The sequence below is a fragment of the Coprococcus sp. OM04-5BH genome (assembly GCF_003482105.1).
Taxonomy (GTDB): Bacteria; Bacillota; Clostridia; order Lachnospirales; family Lachnospiraceae; genus Coprococcus.
On the sequence record NZ_QULM01000001.1, the window covers coordinates 390,210 to 409,494 of the forward strand.

Annotated in this window: 16 protein-coding genes; 13 read left to right on the forward strand and 3 right to left on the reverse strand. The window is 41.9% G+C overall.

The annotated features are described in order from the left end of the window. Positions 1 to 112: 112 nt before the first annotated feature. The 6 genes from DXB54_RS01720 (at position 113) to DXB54_RS01745 (ending at position 3,462) form a co-directional block, all read left to right on the forward strand. Positions 113 to 739: a hypothetical protein gene (locus DXB54_RS01720; RefSeq protein WP_021938294.1), complete on the forward strand. Its 627-nt coding sequence runs from the start codon at positions 113 to 115 to the stop codon at positions 737 to 739. A 95-nt stretch (positions 740 to 834) separates the two neighbouring features. Further along, positions 835 to 1,665: a hypothetical protein gene (locus DXB54_RS01725; protein ID WP_022215862.1), complete on the forward strand. Its 831-nt coding sequence runs from the start codon at positions 835 to 837 to the stop codon at positions 1,663 to 1,665. Between the two features lie 25 nt (positions 1,666 to 1,690). Then, positions 1,691 to 2,221, forward strand: a complete 531-nt coding sequence (locus DXB54_RS01730) for a CbrC family protein (protein ID WP_022215861.1) — start codon at positions 1,691 to 1,693, stop codon at positions 2,219 to 2,221. A gap of 8 nt (positions 2,222 to 2,229) precedes the next feature. Then, a complete protein-coding gene (locus DXB54_RS01735; RefSeq protein ID WP_118694062.1) occupies positions 2,230 to 2,454 on the forward strand; it encodes a hypothetical protein in 225 nt (74 codons plus the stop codon). A gap of 69 nt (positions 2,455 to 2,523) precedes the next feature. Then, positions 2,524 to 2,922, forward strand: coding sequence for a hypothetical protein (locus tag DXB54_RS01740; RefSeq protein ID WP_021937739.1), 399 nt, complete (start codon positions 2,524 to 2,526; stop codon positions 2,920 to 2,922). 126 nt (positions 2,923 to 3,048) lie between these two features. After that, positions 3,049 to 3,462, forward strand: coding sequence for a hypothetical protein (locus tag DXB54_RS01745; RefSeq protein ID WP_021937740.1), 414 nt, complete (start codon positions 3,049 to 3,051; stop codon positions 3,460 to 3,462). Between the two features lie 404 nt (positions 3,463 to 3,866). On the opposite strand, the gene DXB54_RS01750 is transcribed toward DXB54_RS01745, so the two are convergent. Further along, positions 3,867 to 4,085, reverse strand: coding sequence for a hypothetical protein (locus tag DXB54_RS01750; protein ID WP_118694063.1), 219 nt, complete (start codon positions 4,083 to 4,085; stop codon positions 3,867 to 3,869). After that, entirely contained in the window at positions 4,079 to 5,797 is a 1,719-nt protein-coding gene (locus DXB54_RS01755) for a hypothetical protein (RefSeq protein ID WP_118694064.1), read from the reverse strand. Before DXB54_RS01755 ends, DXB54_RS01750 begins: the two co-directional genes overlap by 7 nt. Positions 5,798 to 7,125: 1,328 nt before the next feature. Between DXB54_RS01755 and dnaK the strand changes: the two genes are divergently transcribed. The 5 genes from dnaK to DXB54_RS01780 all read left to right on the forward strand — a co-directional run bounded on the left by dnaK (position 7,126) and on the right by DXB54_RS01780 (position 13,781). Continuing rightward, entirely contained in the window at positions 7,126 to 8,889 is a 1,764-nt protein-coding gene (gene dnaK / locus DXB54_RS01760; protein WP_021938393.1) for a molecular chaperone DnaK, read from the forward strand. Continuing rightward, positions 8,889 to 9,284: a hypothetical protein gene (locus tag DXB54_RS01765; protein WP_021938392.1), complete on the forward strand. Its 396-nt coding sequence runs from the start codon at positions 8,889 to 8,891 to the stop codon at positions 9,282 to 9,284. The genes dnaK and DXB54_RS01765 overlap by 1 nt, the downstream gene beginning before the upstream one ends. Positions 9,285 to 9,295: 11 nt before the next feature. After that, positions 9,296 to 10,234: a DUF5685 family protein gene (locus DXB54_RS01770; protein ID WP_118694065.1), complete on the forward strand. Its 939-nt coding sequence runs from the start codon at positions 9,296 to 9,298 to the stop codon at positions 10,232 to 10,234. 69 nt (positions 10,235 to 10,303) lie between these two features. Continuing rightward, positions 10,304 to 11,095 (forward strand): J domain-containing protein, encoded by a 792-nt coding sequence (locus DXB54_RS01775; RefSeq protein ID WP_021938390.1) that lies wholly within the window; start codon positions 10,304 to 10,306, stop codon positions 11,093 to 11,095. A gap of 241 nt (positions 11,096 to 11,336) precedes the next feature. Next, positions 11,337 to 13,781 carry a glycogen/starch/alpha-glucan phosphorylase gene (locus DXB54_RS01780; protein ID WP_118694066.1) on the forward strand — a complete coding sequence of 815 codons (2,445 nt, stop codon included), beginning with the start codon at positions 11,337 to 11,339 and terminating at the stop codon, positions 13,779 to 13,781. Positions 13,782 to 13,929: 148 nt separating this feature from the next. On the opposite strand, the gene DXB54_RS01785 is transcribed toward DXB54_RS01780, so the two are convergent. Continuing rightward, positions 13,930 to 15,294: a citrate synthase gene (locus tag DXB54_RS01785; RefSeq protein ID WP_021938388.1), complete on the reverse strand. Its 1,365-nt coding sequence runs from the start codon at positions 15,292 to 15,294 to the stop codon at positions 13,930 to 13,932. A gap of 218 nt (positions 15,295 to 15,512) precedes the next feature. On the opposite strand from DXB54_RS01785, the gene DXB54_RS01790 reads away from it, so the two are divergent. Both DXB54_RS01790 and DXB54_RS01795 read left to right on the forward strand, forming a co-directional pair. Next, the gene (locus DXB54_RS01790; RefSeq protein WP_021938387.1) at positions 15,513 to 16,502 is read left to right on the forward strand and encodes a hypothetical protein; all 990 of its coding nucleotides are present in this window, start codon (positions 15,513 to 15,515) and stop codon (positions 16,500 to 16,502) included. A gap of 45 nt (positions 16,503 to 16,547) precedes the next feature. After that, entirely contained in the window at positions 16,548 to 19,214 is a 2,667-nt protein-coding gene (locus tag DXB54_RS01795; RefSeq protein WP_118694067.1) for a clostripain-related cysteine peptidase, read from the forward strand. Positions 19,215 to 19,285: the final 71 nt, after the last annotated feature.

Genomic DNA, 19,285 nt, shown 5'->3' on the forward strand with positions numbered 1-19,285 from the left:
TTGCTTTTTTGAAGCACAGAAATGTCCAAATGGTATTGGAAAGCCGTTTATTTGTGTAAGAATTGGTGAGTTTTTTTGAACAGAATAATGATAGAAAGTAGTAAGTGAGATTATGAACACAATTAACAAGAGTATAAAAGATGCCCTGTTTAGAGCCTATAACACAAGAAACAGAAACAACAAAAATCAGAAACGTTTTGATGTGATATTTGGAACAATATTTTTTTTGTGTCTCATTTTGACTATAGCTGCATTTGGCTTGATGGGAGCGAACGTAAAAGCAGGAGTTATCATGCTCCTTGTAATTTTTTTATGCTTTGGAGCAGCTGTTACATATGCTTTGCTAAGGAAAAAACGTATTATGAAGCTGCTGTATTCGGTGCCTGTGGGAGCGGAAAATATAGAAAAGATAGATGTTAAACAGGTAGAGATTCTGAATCAACTGTACGAGGAATCTGCACTTACTATTGGAATGGAAGCTATTCCGGATGAAGAATTTTTCAATATTCTGTACAACTGGTTAATCGGCATGAATGCATTGCCGGAAGGCAAACTTAAACTGTATTACCTTACAGGAAAGCTGTGGAATCAGCGATTTGCCTGCAAAGTAAATGATGATACGCAGATTTTATGTATCGCTATGGGCGATCTGAATATCAATGCAGAAAATACGGAGCAGTTTTCGTATGAGCATATGGTGTTTGGAAGATATTTGGACGACATAGTTACAGGGGGTTAAATCTATCAATTTGAATATTCATTATTCAGCACCCGATTGGGTGTGGGATAAGTTGTAATAGGTATATTGGAGTGGAAAGGGAATTTAAGTATAGAATGAAATTCATAAAAAAGCATCCGTATTTATTTTGGCAATACATTGGTTTTTTCATATTGGCGGTTGATTGTCTGTATGTTTGGTTTAATTTGGAAAATGAGCAGGTAAGCTATGCATTTATTGTACTTTCGGCAATGCTTGCCTTTGCGATTATAACTCTGTCGCCTTTTGTAATTAAATGCAGGAAAAAAATGAAAGACCCTGCAGAGATAGAAGAATCCTATCGGTACAAATACATCGAAGAATGGTATATACATATATATGGCTCGGCAAAAGGTGTGGCTGTTATTATAACTATGATCGTTTTGTTTATTGGTGGTACGTGTGTCCTGACATACTTCGGTTTACCTTTTTTGGCATTTTTATTGTTTTATGTCGATGTCTGGATTTACTGTCTGTGGAAAAACCACGTAAAGCGCACATTTTACAAAGTACCAGATGGTGCAAAACGGTGTGAGCTTATTTATGTGAAGGATATAGCATTTCTTGATTTGCTCAATTCCCAGACTGCACTTTGCTACTTTTCAAAGCCAAGTGACGAGATGCTTGATTTTTTATATAACCGATTTTATAGTGAAACATTAAATCAGAAGCGCTTGCTTATGAATGAGCATCTGAAAATTTATGTGGTAAATGGCAGGGTTTTTAATGAAAAGTACGGCATTTCCAAATATGACTTACCGATGTCGGATGAAGAATGTCTGCTTTGTATTCTGCCTGACGAACTGAACCCTGAGGTTATGAGTAGCAAGGAAGTTGCATTAAGAGATTATGAGATTGGTGGGGGGCTGTTTTCTGAGTATGTAGAGAACTGTCCGGAGTTGATGTAGTTGTGAAGATGAAGAGGATACAAAAATGAATGATAATTCTTTGAAATTACCCAAATTTAAATATCATCCTAATGTTTACGATAAAGAAAAAGTTTTAGATGCAGTTCAGTTCGATAATAATGTATGCCAGTGTTGTGGCAACAAAACAGATGTGTATGTGTCAACTATGTACTGCAGTGGAGAAGTGGATTGTATTTGCATGGAATGTGTGGCAAATGGTAAGGCAGCAGAAAAGTATGATGGTGAATTTATCCAATACGCAGAGGAAATATCAGATGAGGAGAAAAGGACTGAATTGTTTAGGCGAACACCGGGATATTGTTCTTGGCAAGGCGAATATTGGTTGGCATGTTGCGATGACTATTGTGAGTATTTAGGTGATGTAGGATATGCGGAATTAAAAGAGATGAATTTAGTAAGTATTATTGAAGAATACAAAAAAGTAGAGGGAATGGACTTTGATAATGAAATGTTAGAAAAGGGCGGTTCCCTGGCTGGATATTTGTTCAGATGTATTCATTGTGGAAAATTTAGATTGAATGTTGATTGTGATTAAGGGAAGCAATGGAGTTAGGTAAGAAAGACAAAAAAGGGTGCGTGACTATGCTTAGAATAAAAGATGAATTCCTAAAAGGGGTGTCATTGACTCCGGCATTCATCATAGAACCAACGGATGAAGAATATGAGGTTTCAGAGAATTTGTTCGGATTCGATGAAGCAGAATTTTATGAAAAGATAAAATTTACAAGTTTTGAGGATAGAATATCTGTAATTGATGTGTTAAAATAAGGGAAAATGAAATTTCCTTTATTCAGGTTATTAAAGCTTGGAAATGGAATTAAGTAGGAGGAATGTTTTATGTCATACTTAATTGTAGCAGTTGTAGTAGTTATTTTTATTGCCGTGGTTTTTATAGTGGCAGGAAAAGACAGTAAAGAACGCATAGATATGGTTTCCAAATTAACAGAGGAGCAGAGAAATATTTTAATGTCAACAGAAGTAAATTTTGTTGGGAAAAATGCATGGGTACAAAAAGCAATGGTAGCGAAAATGAAGGATAAAGGAAATAAAATAGACATAAGGCTATTATGGTTTAATGAGGTACTGCAAAATAATGAATATAATAAAATTACAATGGCGGATGTAGCAATAACAAAATCAGAACAGGAAGAACATAACTTAAAGGAAGGCGATTTTGTAAAATTCTATTTTGCACCGGAAAAAAGTATAGGCAGGACAAAAATAATATGGGAGTAGGCTTTCATTTATACGAAAGTGAATGCTCCACATTATTGGAATACAGAATATGATGACAAAGGGAACAGACTTTGTCTTGCTTGGTAAGGGAAAGCTGAAATTCTAAATTTGCTGAAGGGGTAAATTATGATTTTTGAAGATGCATTTACAGAAAAACAATCAGAAATAATATCAATGTTTTTAGAGGTTATAGGTGATAATGTAGATACAATATATGTTTTCGTCCAATCGGATGAATGGTCAGCAATGGAAACGTGTGCCTTCGGAGTAAAAGGCTCAATACTTGGTAATCTTGAAGCGGGTATATCGGATAAAGATATATTAGATATATTTGATGTGATAGAGGATGAAATTATACCTGAACTTGAAGATATATGTAAAGAATACGATATGCCTATGCCTCAAGAATTTAGGTATGTATATAATGTTGCTTCCGGTGCATTTGATTCAAATTATAGATATGGGGAAGAATTGAGTGCACTTGAAGATTATAATCCAGGAATAGAAGCCCAGAAGTGGATAGATTCGTTTAAAGTATGATTAAATAAGCACGCATTTATTTGAGGTTGATAAATCGTGGAAAATTGAAAGGATACAGAGAAATAAGGTGGTTTGCCATAAATTGTGATTGTGGGGCAAGCCACCTTTCAAATTATTGCGAATCCGTAATCTTTTCCACTTTAGACAATATGATCTTGGACACATTATGGAAAACATTATATACAATGATTTTCTGAGACGTGGATATAATGTCAATGTAGGGGTGTCGTATGAGCCATATCTGGCATTTGTCACAGGATACCTGGGAGAGATACCATGAGTCTGTTTAAGTTAGAATAATTATTGTGCAAAGCGTTCATTGCAAGTTGATTTTATCATACAAATAGGACCATTCGATCATACAAATGGTCCTATTTTTTAGAAACTTATTTTGCAGCCTTTTTTTATTTCTTATATGACTCGCCTATTATTGTATTACGCGGATCCACCATGGCGTGGATTATGGTATTTCCCCTTTGCTGGAAGTCGTTTGCCTCACCGATATCTCCACCTAAGACAGAGGACTTCACTATCTTTTTGATTATTATATTGCCGGCAACGCAGATGCCGCATAGTATACCGCCTATAAGCCCTATGATCAGAGCGGGTACTGATATTACCATATGCCCCTTCCTTTCCGGGATATCTGTTTTAACCCTGAAGATTTCATTGTGGTACGGCTGATGTTGTACCGTTTCATATTATTTCTCATACTGGCAAATGCAGCCGAGCCGGTGGCGAACAGGAACAGCCATGGAGTGATATTGTTCAGAAGCCCGCATATAAGGCCAAGCACCGCATAAGCAAATACAACGCCTATTCCTATAGGTATAGCAGATCTTGCAACCTTGGCAGTGTCGTTAGGCAGGTGTGCCACCACCTTGCCGGTCTGTCCGTTTACCAGGATATTTATTATGTTATCGTTACATCTGAAGGTCATGAACCACACCGGAAGCAGAGCGTATTCCAAGTCTGCCACATCGCAGGTGGTCTCCTCGCTCTCAACAGTTACAGGCTGGAACTCTGCACAGGAATCATATATGTATTCGTCAATAAATTCCTTTGCCCTTTTCTTTGATATATTAATGGCTTCCCCTGCAGGCACATCATAGACATTTGCATAGAAGCCTGTGAGATACTTAGGGGTGAAAGGTATGGCTCTGTCGGTGTCCCAGGGCTCAAGACGTCTGGACACGTCGTCATTTAACTGCCTTGATGAGTCTGCGGTTATCCTTGCATATATGCATTCGATATCACGGAGCAGCTTCACAGGTATAGTGGTGGTTTCGCTGGAAGATGAGGATGATAGCATCTTTTCCTGTCTTATCTGCTTAGTTCCGTTTAATTTCATTGCTTTTCTTATATCTATGGTAGGCAGCCAGTACGGGATGTACACACCTATCAGGTTATCAAGGCGGTAGTTATCTATCTCCCTGCTGACAAATTTACTGTTTTGTATGGCAGCCTTTATATTCGTCATGGCTTCCTCTTTGGTAACGGAGAAGGGAATGACCAGATCCGGACAGAACTCGTTGGATACCTTGTCAAATACTATGGACGGCTGACCACAGTAGGCACATATGGTGGAAGCGTCTCTTCCTGTCAGCATAAGCTTCGCACCGCAGGCGGCACACCTGTAGATATTGAAGTTCAGATATTTAAGCTTAAAGTCGTTGTCAGGAACCTCGTCGGGGGTGTCGAAGTACAATTCATCCAGAGCCTTTTCGCTCTCCTTGATGTAGCGTTCCACACGCATATGACCTCTGGCTTCCCGTTTCCTCTGCTCCAGCTCGTCAGGGGTAGGACCGGTTTCCTCCTTAAGGGTAAGCTCAGACTGATCGTCTGCCTCATCATCAGAATTTCCGGCGTTGTTTCCAGCCATACCGGAGCTTACGTCAGCTTCCAGTGAAGGGGCAAATACTATCTCTTCCGTTATCTGTCCGCCGTGCTCCCTTAAGTTGTAGCCAAAGGCTTCGTAGGTATCGTCCTGGAAGAAATTAACCTCCGGTTCTTTGGAATTGTCATGGTCATCATGTTCATAATCGTGTTCCTCAGAGCTGCCATTCTCAGAGCTGATATCTTCATCGTCATCCTCATTCAGCTTTAACTTAAAAGCGGGTCTGACACCCTTATCTGTATCATCTTTTTTTCCGTCAGAGGAGAAATAATCCTCGGGAACATCTTCGTTCATGTCCGCAAGAGAATTGGCATTTGCATAGTAGTAGTCCGTGTCGCCCTCTTCTGCATATATAGAGCCGCAGTTTGGACACTCGGCCTTTCTTGTGGCGGGATTAAGTCTTACCGCACCGCCGCAGTTTTTACATCGCAATATCATATTCGTCCCTCCCCCATTGAACATCAGCCCATTTAAAATTTGCCTTTCTGGTAACGCCCCCTCCCATTATGGGTAACGCCCCCTCGTTTACACTTGGCGGCAAGTCGATTGTGCCATTCAAATATGCGTTTTCAACGCATGGGCACAATCTCTGGGTAACGCCCCCTCGTTTACACTCGGCGGCAAGTCGATTGTGCCATTCAAATATGCGTTTTCAACGCATGGGCACAATCTCTGGGTAACGCCCCCTCGTTTACACTCGGCGGCAAGTCGATTGTGCCATTCAAATATGCGTTTTCAACGCATGGGCACAATCTCTGGGTAACGCCCCCTCGTTTACACTCGGCGGCAAGTCGATTGTGCCATTCAAATATGCGTTTTCAACGCATGGGCACAATCTCTGGGTAACGCCCCCTCGTTTACACTCGGCGGCAAGTCGATTGTGCCATTCAAATATGCGTTTTCAACGCATGGGCACAATCTCTGGGTAACGCCCCCTCGTTTACACTCGGCGGCAAGTCGATTGTGCCATTCAAATATGCGTTTTCAACGCATGGGCACAATCTCTGGGTAACGCCCCCTCGTTTACACTCGGCGGCAAGTCGATTGTGCCATTCAAATATGCGTTTTCAACGCATGGGCACAATCTCTGGGTAACGCCCCCTCGTTTACACTCGGCGGCAAGTCGATTGTGCCATTCAAATATGCGTTTTCAACGCATGGGCACAATCTCTGGGTAACGCCCCCTCGTTTACACTCGGCGGCAAGTCGATTGTGCCATTCAAATATGCGTTTTCAACGCATGGGCACAATCTCTGGGTAACGCCCCCTCGTTTACACTCGGCGGCAAGTCGATTGTGCCATTTAAATATGCGTTTTCAACGCATGGGCACAATCTCTCGGCGGCATTTCGTCAGCACCATTCTAAATGTGTCTTCGACACTTGGTGCTTCCTCTGACAAAGGGCTGACACAATAAAAATCATAACCTGAATACTATCTTATAAAAATAAAGATCCCATATAAATAATATAATTTCAATGTAAAGAAAAAGCAACACCATAAATGCAGGTATCAAATCCGTAATGTATGAAAATAATTATCTTAAATCCCGGGATTTTATTAGTTTTTATTAAATACTTTATACTTGTTTTATTTTTTCTTAAAAGTATGTTCAAAAGTAGATATTATTATATATTAGACACTGGAGGATTGTATGTAGTGTTAGTGGAATTGAGCTGATGTTAGTCATGTGAAGTTTTAAATGCACTGATATCAATTAGCGTGTCGGTTTTTAATTTAGCTGATATTTATTATGGAGGCTTTTATATGAGCAGAGTAATAGGAATAGATTTAGGAACAACAAACAGCTGTGTGGCGGTACTGGAGGGCGATCAGCCGGTGATCATACAGAACTCAGAAGGCGGCAGGACCACTCCGTCAGTCATTGCATTTGGCAAGAACGGAGAGAGACTTGTAGGGGACACCGCCAAGAGACAGATGACAGTGAACATGGACAGAACCATTACTTCTATTAAGAGGGAAATGGGAAGCACCTACAGAAAGTCGATTGACGGCAAGGAGTATTCTCCACAGGAGCTGTCAGCCATAATTCTTTCAAAGCTTAAGGCAGACGCAGAGAGCTATCTGGGAGAGCCGGTAAAGGATGCGGTTATTACAGTGCCGGCATATTTTGATGACAGCCAGAGACAGGCAACCAAGGACGCAGGCAGGATAGCAGGTCTCAATGTTTTGAGGATAATAAATGAGCCTACTTCAGCAGCCCTTGCCTATGGTCTTGACAACGGACATTCCCAGAAGATACTGGTGTACGATCTGGGTGGAGGAACCTTTGATGTGTCGGTTATTGAGATCGGAGACAATGTAATAGAGGTTCTAGCCACAGCCGGAGATAACCATTTGGGCGGTGATGATTTCGACATAAGGCTCACAGAATATATAGTTGAAGAGTTCAGAAAAGAGACAAAGGTCAAGCTGGCTAAGGATCCGGTAGCCATGGGAAGAGTACGGGAGGCAGCAGAGAATGCCAAGAAGGAGCTTTCCTACCAGACCCAGACCCACATTAACCTTCCATTTATCTCTGTGGTGAAGAACAATCCGGTACATCTTGACATGACCATATCAAGAGAGACCTTTAACCATATCACCGAAGATCTGGTGGACAGGACAGCAGGCCCTGTAAATCAGGCACTTCGTGATGCCGGCATAGCTGCCAGGGAGCTGGACAAGGTTCTTCTGGTGGGCGGTTCCACAAGGATACCGGCAGTGCAGGATAAGATTGTAGGACTTACAGGCAAACAGTTGTCCAAGAGTGTGAACCCTGATGAGTGCGTTGCCATGGGTGCAGCCATTCAGGGCAGCAAGCTGTCCGGTGAGTTAATGGTCACAAATAAGGTAAATGACATTCTACTTATGGATGTTACCCCACTTTCATTGTCCATCGAGACTCTGGGTGGCGTGGCAAATGTCATAATCCCAAGGAATTCACCTATACCTACAAGGGAGAGCAAGGTATTTACCACGGCGGCGAACTTCCAGAAGGATGTAGAAGTAAAGGTATATCAGGGTGAGCGGAGATTTACCAGGGACAACAAGCTTCTGGGTAATTTCAGGCTCAGCGGCATAAAACGTGCCATGGCAGGCGTTCCACAGATAGAAGTAACCTTTGATATTGATGCAAATGGTATCCTTAAGGTATCCGCCAAGGATCTGGGCAGAGGCGCCACACAGCAGATAGTGATCACCGCCAGCAATAACCTTTCTGAGGAAGAGATAAGAAGAGCCAGAGAGGACGCCATGAGATATGAAAATGAAGCCAACAGCAACCAGGAGAAGATCGACATCAAGAATGAGGCTGAGGCATATGTGTATAAGGTAGAGAAGGTGCTTGCTGACCACAGCGGAGAGCTTGACAAGAAGCAGGCAAAGCTTATAAAGTCAGATGTGGATTATCTGAAGAAGCTGGTGTGCCGTAACGATATAAACAAGATGACAGATATAGAAGCAGGACAGATCAAGGAGGCTTACAGAGCCCTTAAGGAATCTGCGGCAGCTTTGGAGAGGTATATGTAATGAAGGATAAGATCATAAGATTTATGAGAGGAAGATACGGCAACGACCAGTTGTCAGGATTCCTTATCTGGACAGGACTTATAGTAATGGTGCTTGATGCCATTATAAAGACAGGAATTTTGTACGGTCTTGGTCTTGTTATGGTAATATATGGATATGTGAGGGTATTTTCCAAGAAATATTCGCTGAGAAGTGCCCAGAACAAGTGGTTCCTTGAGAAGACGGCAGGAGTCAGACTTTATTTTAAGAAGTTAAAGAAATCAAAGGAAGCAGGCAAGGAATATCGTATATTTATATGCAACAAATGTGATCAGCTTATACGAGTTCCGAGAGGACGCGGTAAGATAGAGATAAGATGTCCTAAATGCGGCAACAAATTTATAAAGAAGAGCTAGGAGATATTGTTTTGTTTGGTTATATCGTATGTAATCAGTCAGAAATGAAATTTAAAGAATATGATGAATACCACAAGTACTATTGTGGACTGTGCAGGGGATTAAGGAACCGTTACGGAGTGAAAGGACAATTGTCCTTAAGCTATGACATGACCTTTCTTATAATGCTGCTTACAGGGCTTTATGAGCCGGAAGAGGCAGCAGGCACAGGCAGGTGCATACCTCATCCTGTGAAGAAGCACCGGTACACAATGAACAGGTATACGGAATATGTTGCTGACATGAACGTGATCCTGACTTATTATAAATGTCAGGATGATTGGACCGACGAAAGAAAAGTGATCAAAAAGCTGTACTCGGATATATTGTTGTCCAAGAAATCTGAGGTCAGGAAGAAATATATGGAGAAGATCAAGATCATAAAGGATAATCTTGAGGCTATTTCCGGACTTGAGAAGCAGGACAGCAGTGACATAGATTGTCTGGCAGGACATTTTGGTAAAGTTATGGCAGAAATCTGCAGCCCTGAAAAGGATGAATGGGATAAAGAATTAAGAGCAATAGGGTATCATCTTGGAAGATTTATATATATAATGGATGCCTATGATGACCTTGAGAAGGATGTGAGGAGCAAGAACTTCAATCCTCTTATATCAAGACTTAAATATATAAATGATAAAAGTTCCATGAATGTTTCCGAGAGTGTTTCCGAGGATATGAGCCATGACCTTCCACTGGATATTGAGCAGGTGGATGTGGAGGCCTGGAAGGGATTTGCCCGGTGGACAAGGGATGCACTGGCCATGGACGCCAGCTCCTGTGCAAGGGCATTTGAGCAGCTGCCTATTATAAAGAATGTGGAAATCCTCAGAAATATATTGTATTCTGGAATATGGAATGCCTATATAAACCGTACCAGAAAGCGTATCGGTGAAGAAAATATTGAATAAATTCCAGGGACGTCAGTACCGGGAAGGCAGATTTCAATGGGCTGATGTTAGTGATAGAAGGTGAATTAGATGAGAGATCCCTATGAGGTGCTGGGACTTGAGAGAGGTGCCAGTGAAGAGGAGGTTAAAAAAGCATACAGGAAGCTTAGCAGGATATACCATCCCGATGCAAATGTAAACAATCCCAACAAGGATCAGGCTGAGGAGAAATTCAAGGAGATCCAGCAGGCTTATAAGGCTATAATGAGTGGAAATACAGGTGGTACAGGCGACAGCTCCCCATACGGTTCCGCAGGCTATGGCGGTTCCGGTTACAGGGGTTCCGGTTATGGCAGCTCCGGTTATGGTAATTCCGGCTATGGTGGTTCTTACAGGAACCAGGGATCGGGAGATCCGGATTTCGAGGATATGTTCTGGGGCTTTGGTCCATTTGGGTTTGGGGCTGCGGGAAGAAGCAGAAACGAAGAGTACGATCCGAATGACAGGGAGTCCAGATATTTTAATGCAGCCAGGAATTATCTCAGAAACGGAAGCTACGAAGAGGCAAGAAATGTCCTTAATGAGATAGAAAACCATAACGGAAAGTGGCATTATTACGCCGGTGTGTGTAATGCAGGACTCGGAAACAGGATAAGGGCACTGGAGATGCTACAGAGAGCCATGACTCTTGAACCGGACAATGCGGAGTACAAAAAGGCATACGAGCAGATAAAATCAGGTGAGCAGTGGTATATGGACAGAGGCAATTCCTATGGAATGGATATGAATATGAATCCTATGTCAAGATGCTGCAATACAGCATGTACGCTGCTTTGCCTTACGAGTTGTTGCTGTCCCGGATCATTCACTTTATGCTGTTAATGAAAAATATACAAAGCCATATAGTAAAAACCTATAAAATAAGCAACGAGCATGATTTTTTGTAAAATTATTGCTCGTTTTGTTATATTTATTTGACGTCAGTCTACTTTTTAGGTAAATAATTAACAAAAATCAACTGATGTATTGAGAAATGAGTCCATTTTTGGTAATATTAAACAGTATAAAATGTGTTGAGTGTATGTAAACGATACATTAATAATATTCAGGAGGGCATGGATAAATGAAGAAGATTTCGGATTTTGACAAAGAAAGCTTCAAAAAGGAAGTTGCCAAGAATGTAAAGACTTTATATCGTAGGTCTATTGACGAGGCAACTAACCAGCAGGTATTTCAGGCTGTATGTTATGCAGTGAAAGATGACATTATTGATAGATGGATTGCAACTCATAAAGAATATGAGAAGAGGAATGCCAAGACAGTTTACTATCTTTCAATGGAATTCCTTATGGGTAGAGCACTTGGTAACAACCTCATCAACCTTACTTATTATGATTCAGTAAAGGAAGCACTTGCAGAGTTAGGTTTTGACCTTAACTTCATAGAGGATCAGGAGCCGGACGCAGCACTTGGTAACGGTGGTCTCGGACGTCTTGCAGCATGTTTCCTTGATTCACTTGCAACACTTGGATATCCTGCATACGGCTGTGGTATCAGATACAAGTACGGTATGTTCAAGCAGGGCATTAAGGATGGTTATCAGGTAGAGCTTCCGGATGACTGGCTCAGAGACGGCAACCCATTTGAGGTTAAGCGTTCAGAGTATGCTGTAGAGGTTAAGTTCGGTGGATATGTAAGAGTTGAGAACAAAAATGGTAAGAACTACTTCATCCAGGAGGATTACCAGTCAGTTCGTGCCGTACCATATGACCTTCCTGTTATCGGATATGGCAACAACGTAGTAAATACACTTCGTATATGGGACGCAGAGGCAATGCAGGAGTTCTGTCTTGATTCATTTGATAAGGGTGAATATCAGAAGGCAGTTGAGCAGCAGAACCTTGCTAAGACAATCGTAGAGGTTCTCTATCCAAATGATAACCATTACGCAGGTAAGGAGCTGAGACTGAGACAGCAGTACTTCTTCATTTCAGCATCAGTACAGAGAGCGATCCTTAAGTTCAAGGAGACCAATAAGGATATCCACAAGCTTCCTGATAAGGTGACATTCCAGATGAATGATACGCATCCAACTGTAGCAGTTGCAGAGCTTATGAGAATACTTATGGATGTAGAAGGTCTTGAGTGGGATGACGCATGGGATATCACATGCAGAACATGTGCATATACAAACCATACTATCATGGCTGAGGCTCTTGAGAAGTGGCCTATCGAGTTATTCTCAAGATTACTTCCTCGTGTATACCAGATTGTAGAAGAGATCAACAGAAGATATGTACTTAAGATCCAGGAGATGTATCCGGGCAACCAGGATAAGGTAAGAAGCATGGCTATTCTTTACGATGGTCAGGTTAAGATGGCTCACCTTGCTATTGCAGGTTCATACTCAGTAAACGGTGTTGCTGCCCTTCATACAAAGATCCTCGAAGAGAGAGAGCTTAAGGACTTCTATGAGATGAGACCTGAGCAGTTCAACAACAAGACAAACGGTATTACCCAGAGACGTTTCTTATTACATGCTAATCCACTTCTTGCTTCATGGATCACAGACAAGATCGGTGATGAGTGGATCACAAAGCTTACACACCTTAAGAAGCTTAAGGTATATGTTGACGACGAGAAGTGTCAGCAGGAATTCATGAACATCAAGTACCAAAACAAGATCCGTCTTGCAAATTACATCAAGGAGCACAATGGTATCGACGTAGATCCACGTTCAATCTTCGATGTACAGGTTAAGAGACTTCACGAGTACAAGAGACAGTTACTTAACATTTTACATGTTATGCACTTATATAACAGACTTAAGACAGAGCCTGAATTCGATATGTACCCAAGAACATTCATCTTCGGTGCTAAGGCTTCAGCAGGATACAAGAGAGCTAAGCTTATCATTAAGCTCATCAACTCAGTTGCAGACGTTGTAAACAATGATGAGTCTATTGATGGCAAGATCAAGGTTGTATTCATTGAGAACTACAGAGTATCAAACGCAGAGATAATATTTGCAGCAGCAGATGTATCAGAGCAGATCTCAACAGCTTCAAGAGAGGCTTCAGGTACAGGTAACATGAAGTTCATGTTAAACGGTGCTCCTACACTTGGTACAATGGACGGTGCAAATGTAGAGATCGTTGAAGAGGTTGGTATCGACAACGCATTCATCTTCGGACTTTCAGCAGAAGAGGTTATGAAGTATGAGCGTGAGGGTGGATATAACCCAATGGATATCTACAACAACAACCAGGCAGTCCGCAGAGTGCTTACACAGCTCATCGACGGCACATACGCTAAAGATGATCCTGACAGATTCAGAGATCTTTACGACTCACTTACTAAGGAAGATGTTTACTTCATCCTTAAGGACTTCGATTCATATGCAGAGGCTCAGCAGAGAGTAGACGCAGCTTACAGAGATGAGAAGAAGTGGGCTAAGATGGCAATGCTCAACACTGCAATGGCAGGCAAGTTCTCATCAGACAGAACCATCGAAGAGTATGCTAAGGAAATCTGGCACTTAAAGAAAGTTAAGGTTACTTTAGATTAATAAATGAAGACTGATTGAACAATGATAGGATATGCTTTGCAGATTTTGTCGGTTGACAATTAGTCATAAAAGAATAAGCCCCTCAGTTAGTTAATAGCTGAGGGGCTTTTTTTTACGGCAACGAGTCAAGTGCAATATCGCTGCATTATTATTTCTCGTCACGTTCACTTAAAGGTATGTAAGTGGTTGGCCTTGCAAGGCTTGTATAGGTAGGTCTTACAATTTTGTAACGGTTGACCAGCTCTTCCATACGGTGGGCACTCCAGCCTACAACTCTTGCACAGGCGAAAAGCGGTGTGAACAGTTCGTGAGGAAGCTTGAGCATCTTGTATAACAATCCGCTGTAGAAATCAACATTAATACTTACCAGACGATCTGTCTTGCCCTCTTCTATCAGAAGCTTGGGAGCAAGCTCTTCAATCATCTCATAAAGGGCAAATTCCTCTGTCATATTCTTTTCTGAAGCCAGGTGCTTAACATATTTTTTGAATACAAGGGCACGAGGATCGGAAAGAGAGTAAACAGGATGTCCGATACCATATATGATTCCGTTCTTATCAAATGCCTCACCACGGATGATTTTTCTTAAGTAGTCAGATACTTCCTGTGCATTGTTTAAATCCTTAACGTGAGACTGGATGTCTGACATCATCTCCATTACCATATAATCTCCTGCACCATTAAGAGGCCCCTTAAGGGAACATAATGCAGCGGTCATTGTGGCGTATGTATCAGAACCTGAAGAGGTTACAACTCTTGTGGTAAATGTTGAGTTGCTTCCGCCGCCGTGTTCCATATGCAGAACCAGTGCAAGGTCAAGAACCTTTGCTTCGAGAGAGGTGTATTTTCTGTCGGATCTCAATGTGCTTAATATATTCTCTGCAAATGAAAGCTCCGGGTCGGGTTTGTGTATATAGCAGCTTTTGCCCAGCTTGTAGTGGCGGTATCCCTGATATGAATAAACCGCAAGTCTTGGAAATGTAGATATAAGATTAAGACACTGCTGCATAACATTATCAAGGGAGTTATCTGTCTCACGCTTGTCATAGGTTCCAAGGGCAAGGACAGATCTTGCCATATTTGAAATGATATCCTTGGTAGGATTTTTCATTATAACGTCCTGAATGAAGTTATGAGGAAGGTCATAGCTTATGTTGAGGACCTTCTTGAACTCTGCCAGCTCCTTTTTGTTGGGAAGTTCACCATATAATAAAAGATAGGCACACTCCTCATACCCGAAACGGTGATCTTCAATGAAGCCCTTTATAAGATCATGTATCTCATAGCCTCTGTAGTACAATTCACCCTTACATGGTATTCTCTCGTCACCTACTATATCGTAGGCCTTGCTTAAGGATATATTTGTAATTCCGGCATTTATTCCCTTTCCGGTCACGTCTCTTAAGGCACGATTTACTCCATAGTACTGGTACAGACTTTCATCAACCAGATCGTGTTCAATACAAATATCAAGATGTGTGGAAGTATAGTTGCCGATATTATTAATAGACATATTTGTTCCTCCGTATAATTATTGGCGTGGACCATTAAACCAACGCTGTTAAGACTTAAATCATTATGGCACTTTTTGTCACAGTCTGCAACTTTTTTCAGGTGAATGTAATAGCTTTTGTTCACTTTACAATCATTCTGAATTAAGCTAAAATCAAAACATACTATATGTCACAGAATGTGAATAGTATTAATAATAATTAGGGTCAGAGGTGGAACATGGCAGTACCGGGTAAGAACAATTCAGGAAAAACAGATAAGAATACTGCAGATAAGAAGGTCTCAACACAGAGTGCCAACACAGCAAAGAGCGGTAATAAAGGAACTGCAGGTACAAAGAGCAGTTCAAAGAGTAACGCAGCAAAAAAGGCAAGACAGGAAGCTATAAGACGCAGGAACAAGAAGCGTGCCCGTATCACTATAGTGATGGCAGTGGTGGTCGGAATTGCATTTGCAGGGATCATAACAATGATCATGAGAGCCAGATATTTCAGGGTGGCGAAGACTAATGCTGAGTATGTTATGGGAACAAGGTTTGACATAACAAACTACATAACTCCTGAGAGCGAAGGCACTGAGGTATACTGCGACATAGATTACATAGACGCCGATCATGTAGGCTCCTATGACGTGGAGTATACATTAAAGCGTGGAAAGCTTTCAACAAAGAAGACATTGACGGTAGAGGTTGTAGACAAAGACAGCCCCATGTTCGTAGGACCTGACGATATATATGTCGTTACAGGCGAGGAGATAAAGTGGTCCGATTATTATACAATAAAAGATTCACAGCCGGATCTTGAGGAGAAGATCACTTGCGGCAATAAGGCAGATACCAGTGAAGCAGGCACCAGGACAGTTTCACTTTCTGTTGTGGATTGGAGCGGAAATAATAATTCTAAGGAAGTTAAGATGCATGTAATAGACCTTCAGGGAGACGATGCCATTGCGGCAAAGGCAGTGAGAAACTATAAGCTCAAAGAGGGAAGCAGTACAGGTGCTGCGAATATATATGTAATGGATGTGACGGAAGAGGCGGGAATTGCTGCTTACGTTCTTGTGGATAGTGATGTGATATATACAGTGGCTGATGACGGAACCTGCAGCAGATATGGAGATGAAGGTAGTGATGTAACAGATAAGGCAGATGAAATCATGGCAAAAGGATCTGCCGTGAACAAGTATGATAGATTGTATGGATTCTATTAGGATATTCACGCATTTAGAATGGGTATCGGCAAAGGAGTGTAACAGATGAGGTGTGTAAATTGCGGAAAAGACATAAATGATGACGCTGCTTCATGTAGATATTGTGGTCATGTGTATGATATGGCGAGAGCTCAGGCTGAATACCAGAAGGCTCAGGCAGAATATCAGCAGGCCCAGGCAGAGTATGAGAGAAAAATGCGGGAGTACAATCGCCAGATGCAGGAATACCAGCAACAGATGGCACAGTACAACAGCTCAAAGCAGACACCTCAGGGACGGAAGAACGTTGATCAGCTCCAGCCGGGTATGCAGAACAATAATATGAATCAGCCATATGGTAAGAATAGTGGTGGATTTAATTCATTTTCAGGGAATGATAACCGGCAGAACATACAGAATAATAACAACATGAACAGACAGCCGGGCATGCAGAATAACAACATGAACAGACAGCCGGGTATGCAGAATAACAACATGAACAGGCAGGGTAATCCGAATAATTTCGGTAATTCGAACCGTCCGCAGTCCGGTGTGTCGAATAATAATAATAACGGAAAGAATATGCCTCCACAGAAAAAAAATAAGACCACTACGGTGATAATAATAATAATGGTGTTGATTCTTCTGGCGCTGGTGGGAACCGCCTTGTATCTTATATTAGGACCGGGGGATGGCACCGGAAGCAGGAGAAAGAAGGACAACAACAGTGCTTCAACCACGGACACTCAGGCAGTTGAGGTTACAGAGGATACTGAAGAGCAGACAGAGACGGTGGCAGGCTCAAGTTGTACGGTTCTCTTCTATATGATAGGCTCCAACCTTGAGAGTGGCGACAGCTATGTGAACTATGGCGTATATAATTCTATGGAGGGTGGTTGTGCCACGGACAATCTGGATATGCTCATTGACGCAGATATTACCGATGATGTAAATGTGGTCATACAGACCGGTGGAACCGGCTACTGGGCAAATGACTACGGCATGGAAGGTGATCATGTACAGCGCTTTCAGGTGACAGATACAGAATTTGTTGAGAAGGAGGATCTGGGAGATGTGTGTATGTGTGAGGAAAGCACTCTTGAGGATTACCTTAAGTGGGTTAAGACCAACTATCCATCAGACCGTTATATACTGGTCATGTGGGATCACGGCGGTGGTATGAGTACCACTGCATTTGGCTCTGATACCTCGGTAAATCACGGTGATACGCTTGAGATAGCTGATATGGCACAGGCAATGGAAGCAGCAGACATAAAGTTTGATATGACTATTTTCAATGCGTGTCTCATGGCTACTGTTGAGACTGCAAATGCACTCAGCCCTTACAGTGATTATATGATCGCTTCCGAGGAGGTCATATATTCATTTGGCTATGATCATCAGGTATGGCTTGACGCCCTGTGTCAGGATCCTGCCATATCAAGTGAAGAACTGGGCAAGACAGTAATAGACGGCTTCAAGGCAAATTATGATGAGTTTAACAGTATGTACAGTTCCGTAAATGGCGAGTACATGTACGGACTGGCAATGATAGATACGGAAAAAGCATCAGAGCTGCAGACTAAGCTTAATGACTATTTTAAGACTGCAGATGAAGCCATATATGACAAGAAGCTTCAGGATTATCTTACAGCAAGAAATAACTGTGGTAATTTCAGTGATACCCAGTCTGCTGATATTGTGGACTTCTGCAGTAACTATAACCTGGACGGAGGAGACACAGTGACAGCAGCTGTGCAGGACTCCGTTGTATATAAGCAGTCCAATATTACCTATTCCAATGGCTTGTCTGTATATCTTCCTTATGGTGAGAGCACAAGCTGCCAGATATATTCCTACTATGGAAGAGAAAATCTGGAGACTCTGGGAGAACAGACCAACGTAGTTACATTCTGTGATGATATGTTAAGTGCCTATGCAGGCTATGCCTGTGACGGAGATATATCTGCACTGGGCATGGACAGCTATTACAATTCGAAACTTGTAGAGGCATATAAGGACACCTATGACGGCTACGATACAGCGTCACAGTTCGACCTTCAGTATACCAAGGAGGGCAACAGCTACTATCTGGAGCTTGGAGATTCCTTTAGCAACGTAAGTTACATGGAGGCCCGTGTAGGTTATGACTACAGTGGAGACAGAGCGGTAGTCCTTGGTTCAGACATAAATGCCATAACCTGGGATTCATCAGGTAAGGTAGACGTTACATTCCCATCCCAGTGGCTCAGCATAGACGGACAGATAGTCAGCTACATAACCACCTATCATAATACTATGGGAAATGGTGATGTGGAAATGCAGGGAGTTATACCATTTGTATTGAATGGTGACATGGAGCATCTGTATGGAATAGTCATGAACAGTTCCCTTTCAGGAGACCGATCATTCCCGGGTTATACAGAGATAGATGTGGATACACTTTCTTTCAAGGAAGACTATATATATGAAATGTATGACGGCATGGACATAACATTTGTGTATCCGACGGTGGAGCACAAGGGCAACGCCCTTGATGAAAGCTCTGTAGAGTTTGTTACGCTGGGAAATGTCCACAACTACAAGGTGGGCACGTTCTCTGTAGGCTATAAAGACATAGATGAATTTAAGACATACCTTGGAACCTTTGCAGATACAGCAAAGGGTTACTCCTATGTAAGGGTTGTGGATCACTTTAACAGAGAATATGTGACAGACCTTATACCACAGTAGACGTGTGATAAAGCAGTGTATACCGGTACAGGGATGATTGCAGTATGATATTAAAAAGGTGTTGATGTTCA

Bases quoted from the DNA above. Each gene is read 5' to 3' on its own strand.
- DXB54_RS01740 (WP_021937739.1), top strand. From the start codon at position 2,524: ATGTCATACTTAATTGTAGCAGTTGTAGTAGTTATTTTTATTGCCGTG.
- DXB54_RS01795 (WP_118694067.1), top strand. From the start codon at position 16,548: ATGAGGTGTGTAAATTGCGGAAAAGACATAAATGATGACGCTGCTTCA.
- DXB54_RS01725 (WP_022215862.1), top strand. From the start codon at position 835: ATGAAATTCATAAAAAAGCATCCGTATTTATTTTGGCAATACATTGGT.
- DXB54_RS01720 (WP_021938294.1), top strand. From the start codon at position 113: ATGAACACAATTAACAAGAGTATAAAAGATGCCCTGTTTAGAGCCTAT.
- DXB54_RS01745 (WP_021937740.1), top strand. From the start codon at position 3,049: ATGATTTTTGAAGATGCATTTACAGAAAAACAATCAGAAATAATATCA.
- DXB54_RS01730 (WP_022215861.1), top strand. From the start codon at position 1,691: ATGAATGATAATTCTTTGAAATTACCCAAATTTAAATATCATCCTAAT.
- DXB54_RS01765 (WP_021938392.1), top strand. From the start codon at position 8,889: ATGAAGGATAAGATCATAAGATTTATGAGAGGAAGATACGGCAACGAC.
- DXB54_RS01735 (WP_118694062.1), top strand. From the start codon at position 2,230: ATGGAGTTAGGTAAGAAAGACAAAAAAGGGTGCGTGACTATGCTTAGA.
- DXB54_RS01780 (WP_118694066.1), top strand. From the start codon at position 11,337: ATGAAGAAGATTTCGGATTTTGACAAAGAAAGCTTCAAAAAGGAAGTT.
- DXB54_RS01785 (WP_021938388.1), bottom strand. From the start codon at position 15,294: ATGTCTATTAATAATATCGGCAACTATACTTCCACACATCTTGATATT.
- dnaK (WP_021938393.1), top strand. From the start codon at position 7,126: ATGAGCAGAGTAATAGGAATAGATTTAGGAACAACAAACAGCTGTGTG.
- DXB54_RS01775 (WP_021938390.1), top strand. From the start codon at position 10,304: ATGAGAGATCCCTATGAGGTGCTGGGACTTGAGAGAGGTGCCAGTGAA.
- DXB54_RS01790 (WP_021938387.1), top strand. From the start codon at position 15,513: ATGGCAGTACCGGGTAAGAACAATTCAGGAAAAACAGATAAGAATACT.
- DXB54_RS01755 (WP_118694064.1), bottom strand. From the start codon at position 5,797: ATGATATTGCGATGTAAAAACTGCGGCGGTGCGGTAAGACTTAATCCC.
- DXB54_RS01750 (WP_118694063.1), bottom strand. From the start codon at position 4,085: ATGGTAATATCAGTACCCGCTCTGATCATAGGGCTTATAGGCGGTATA.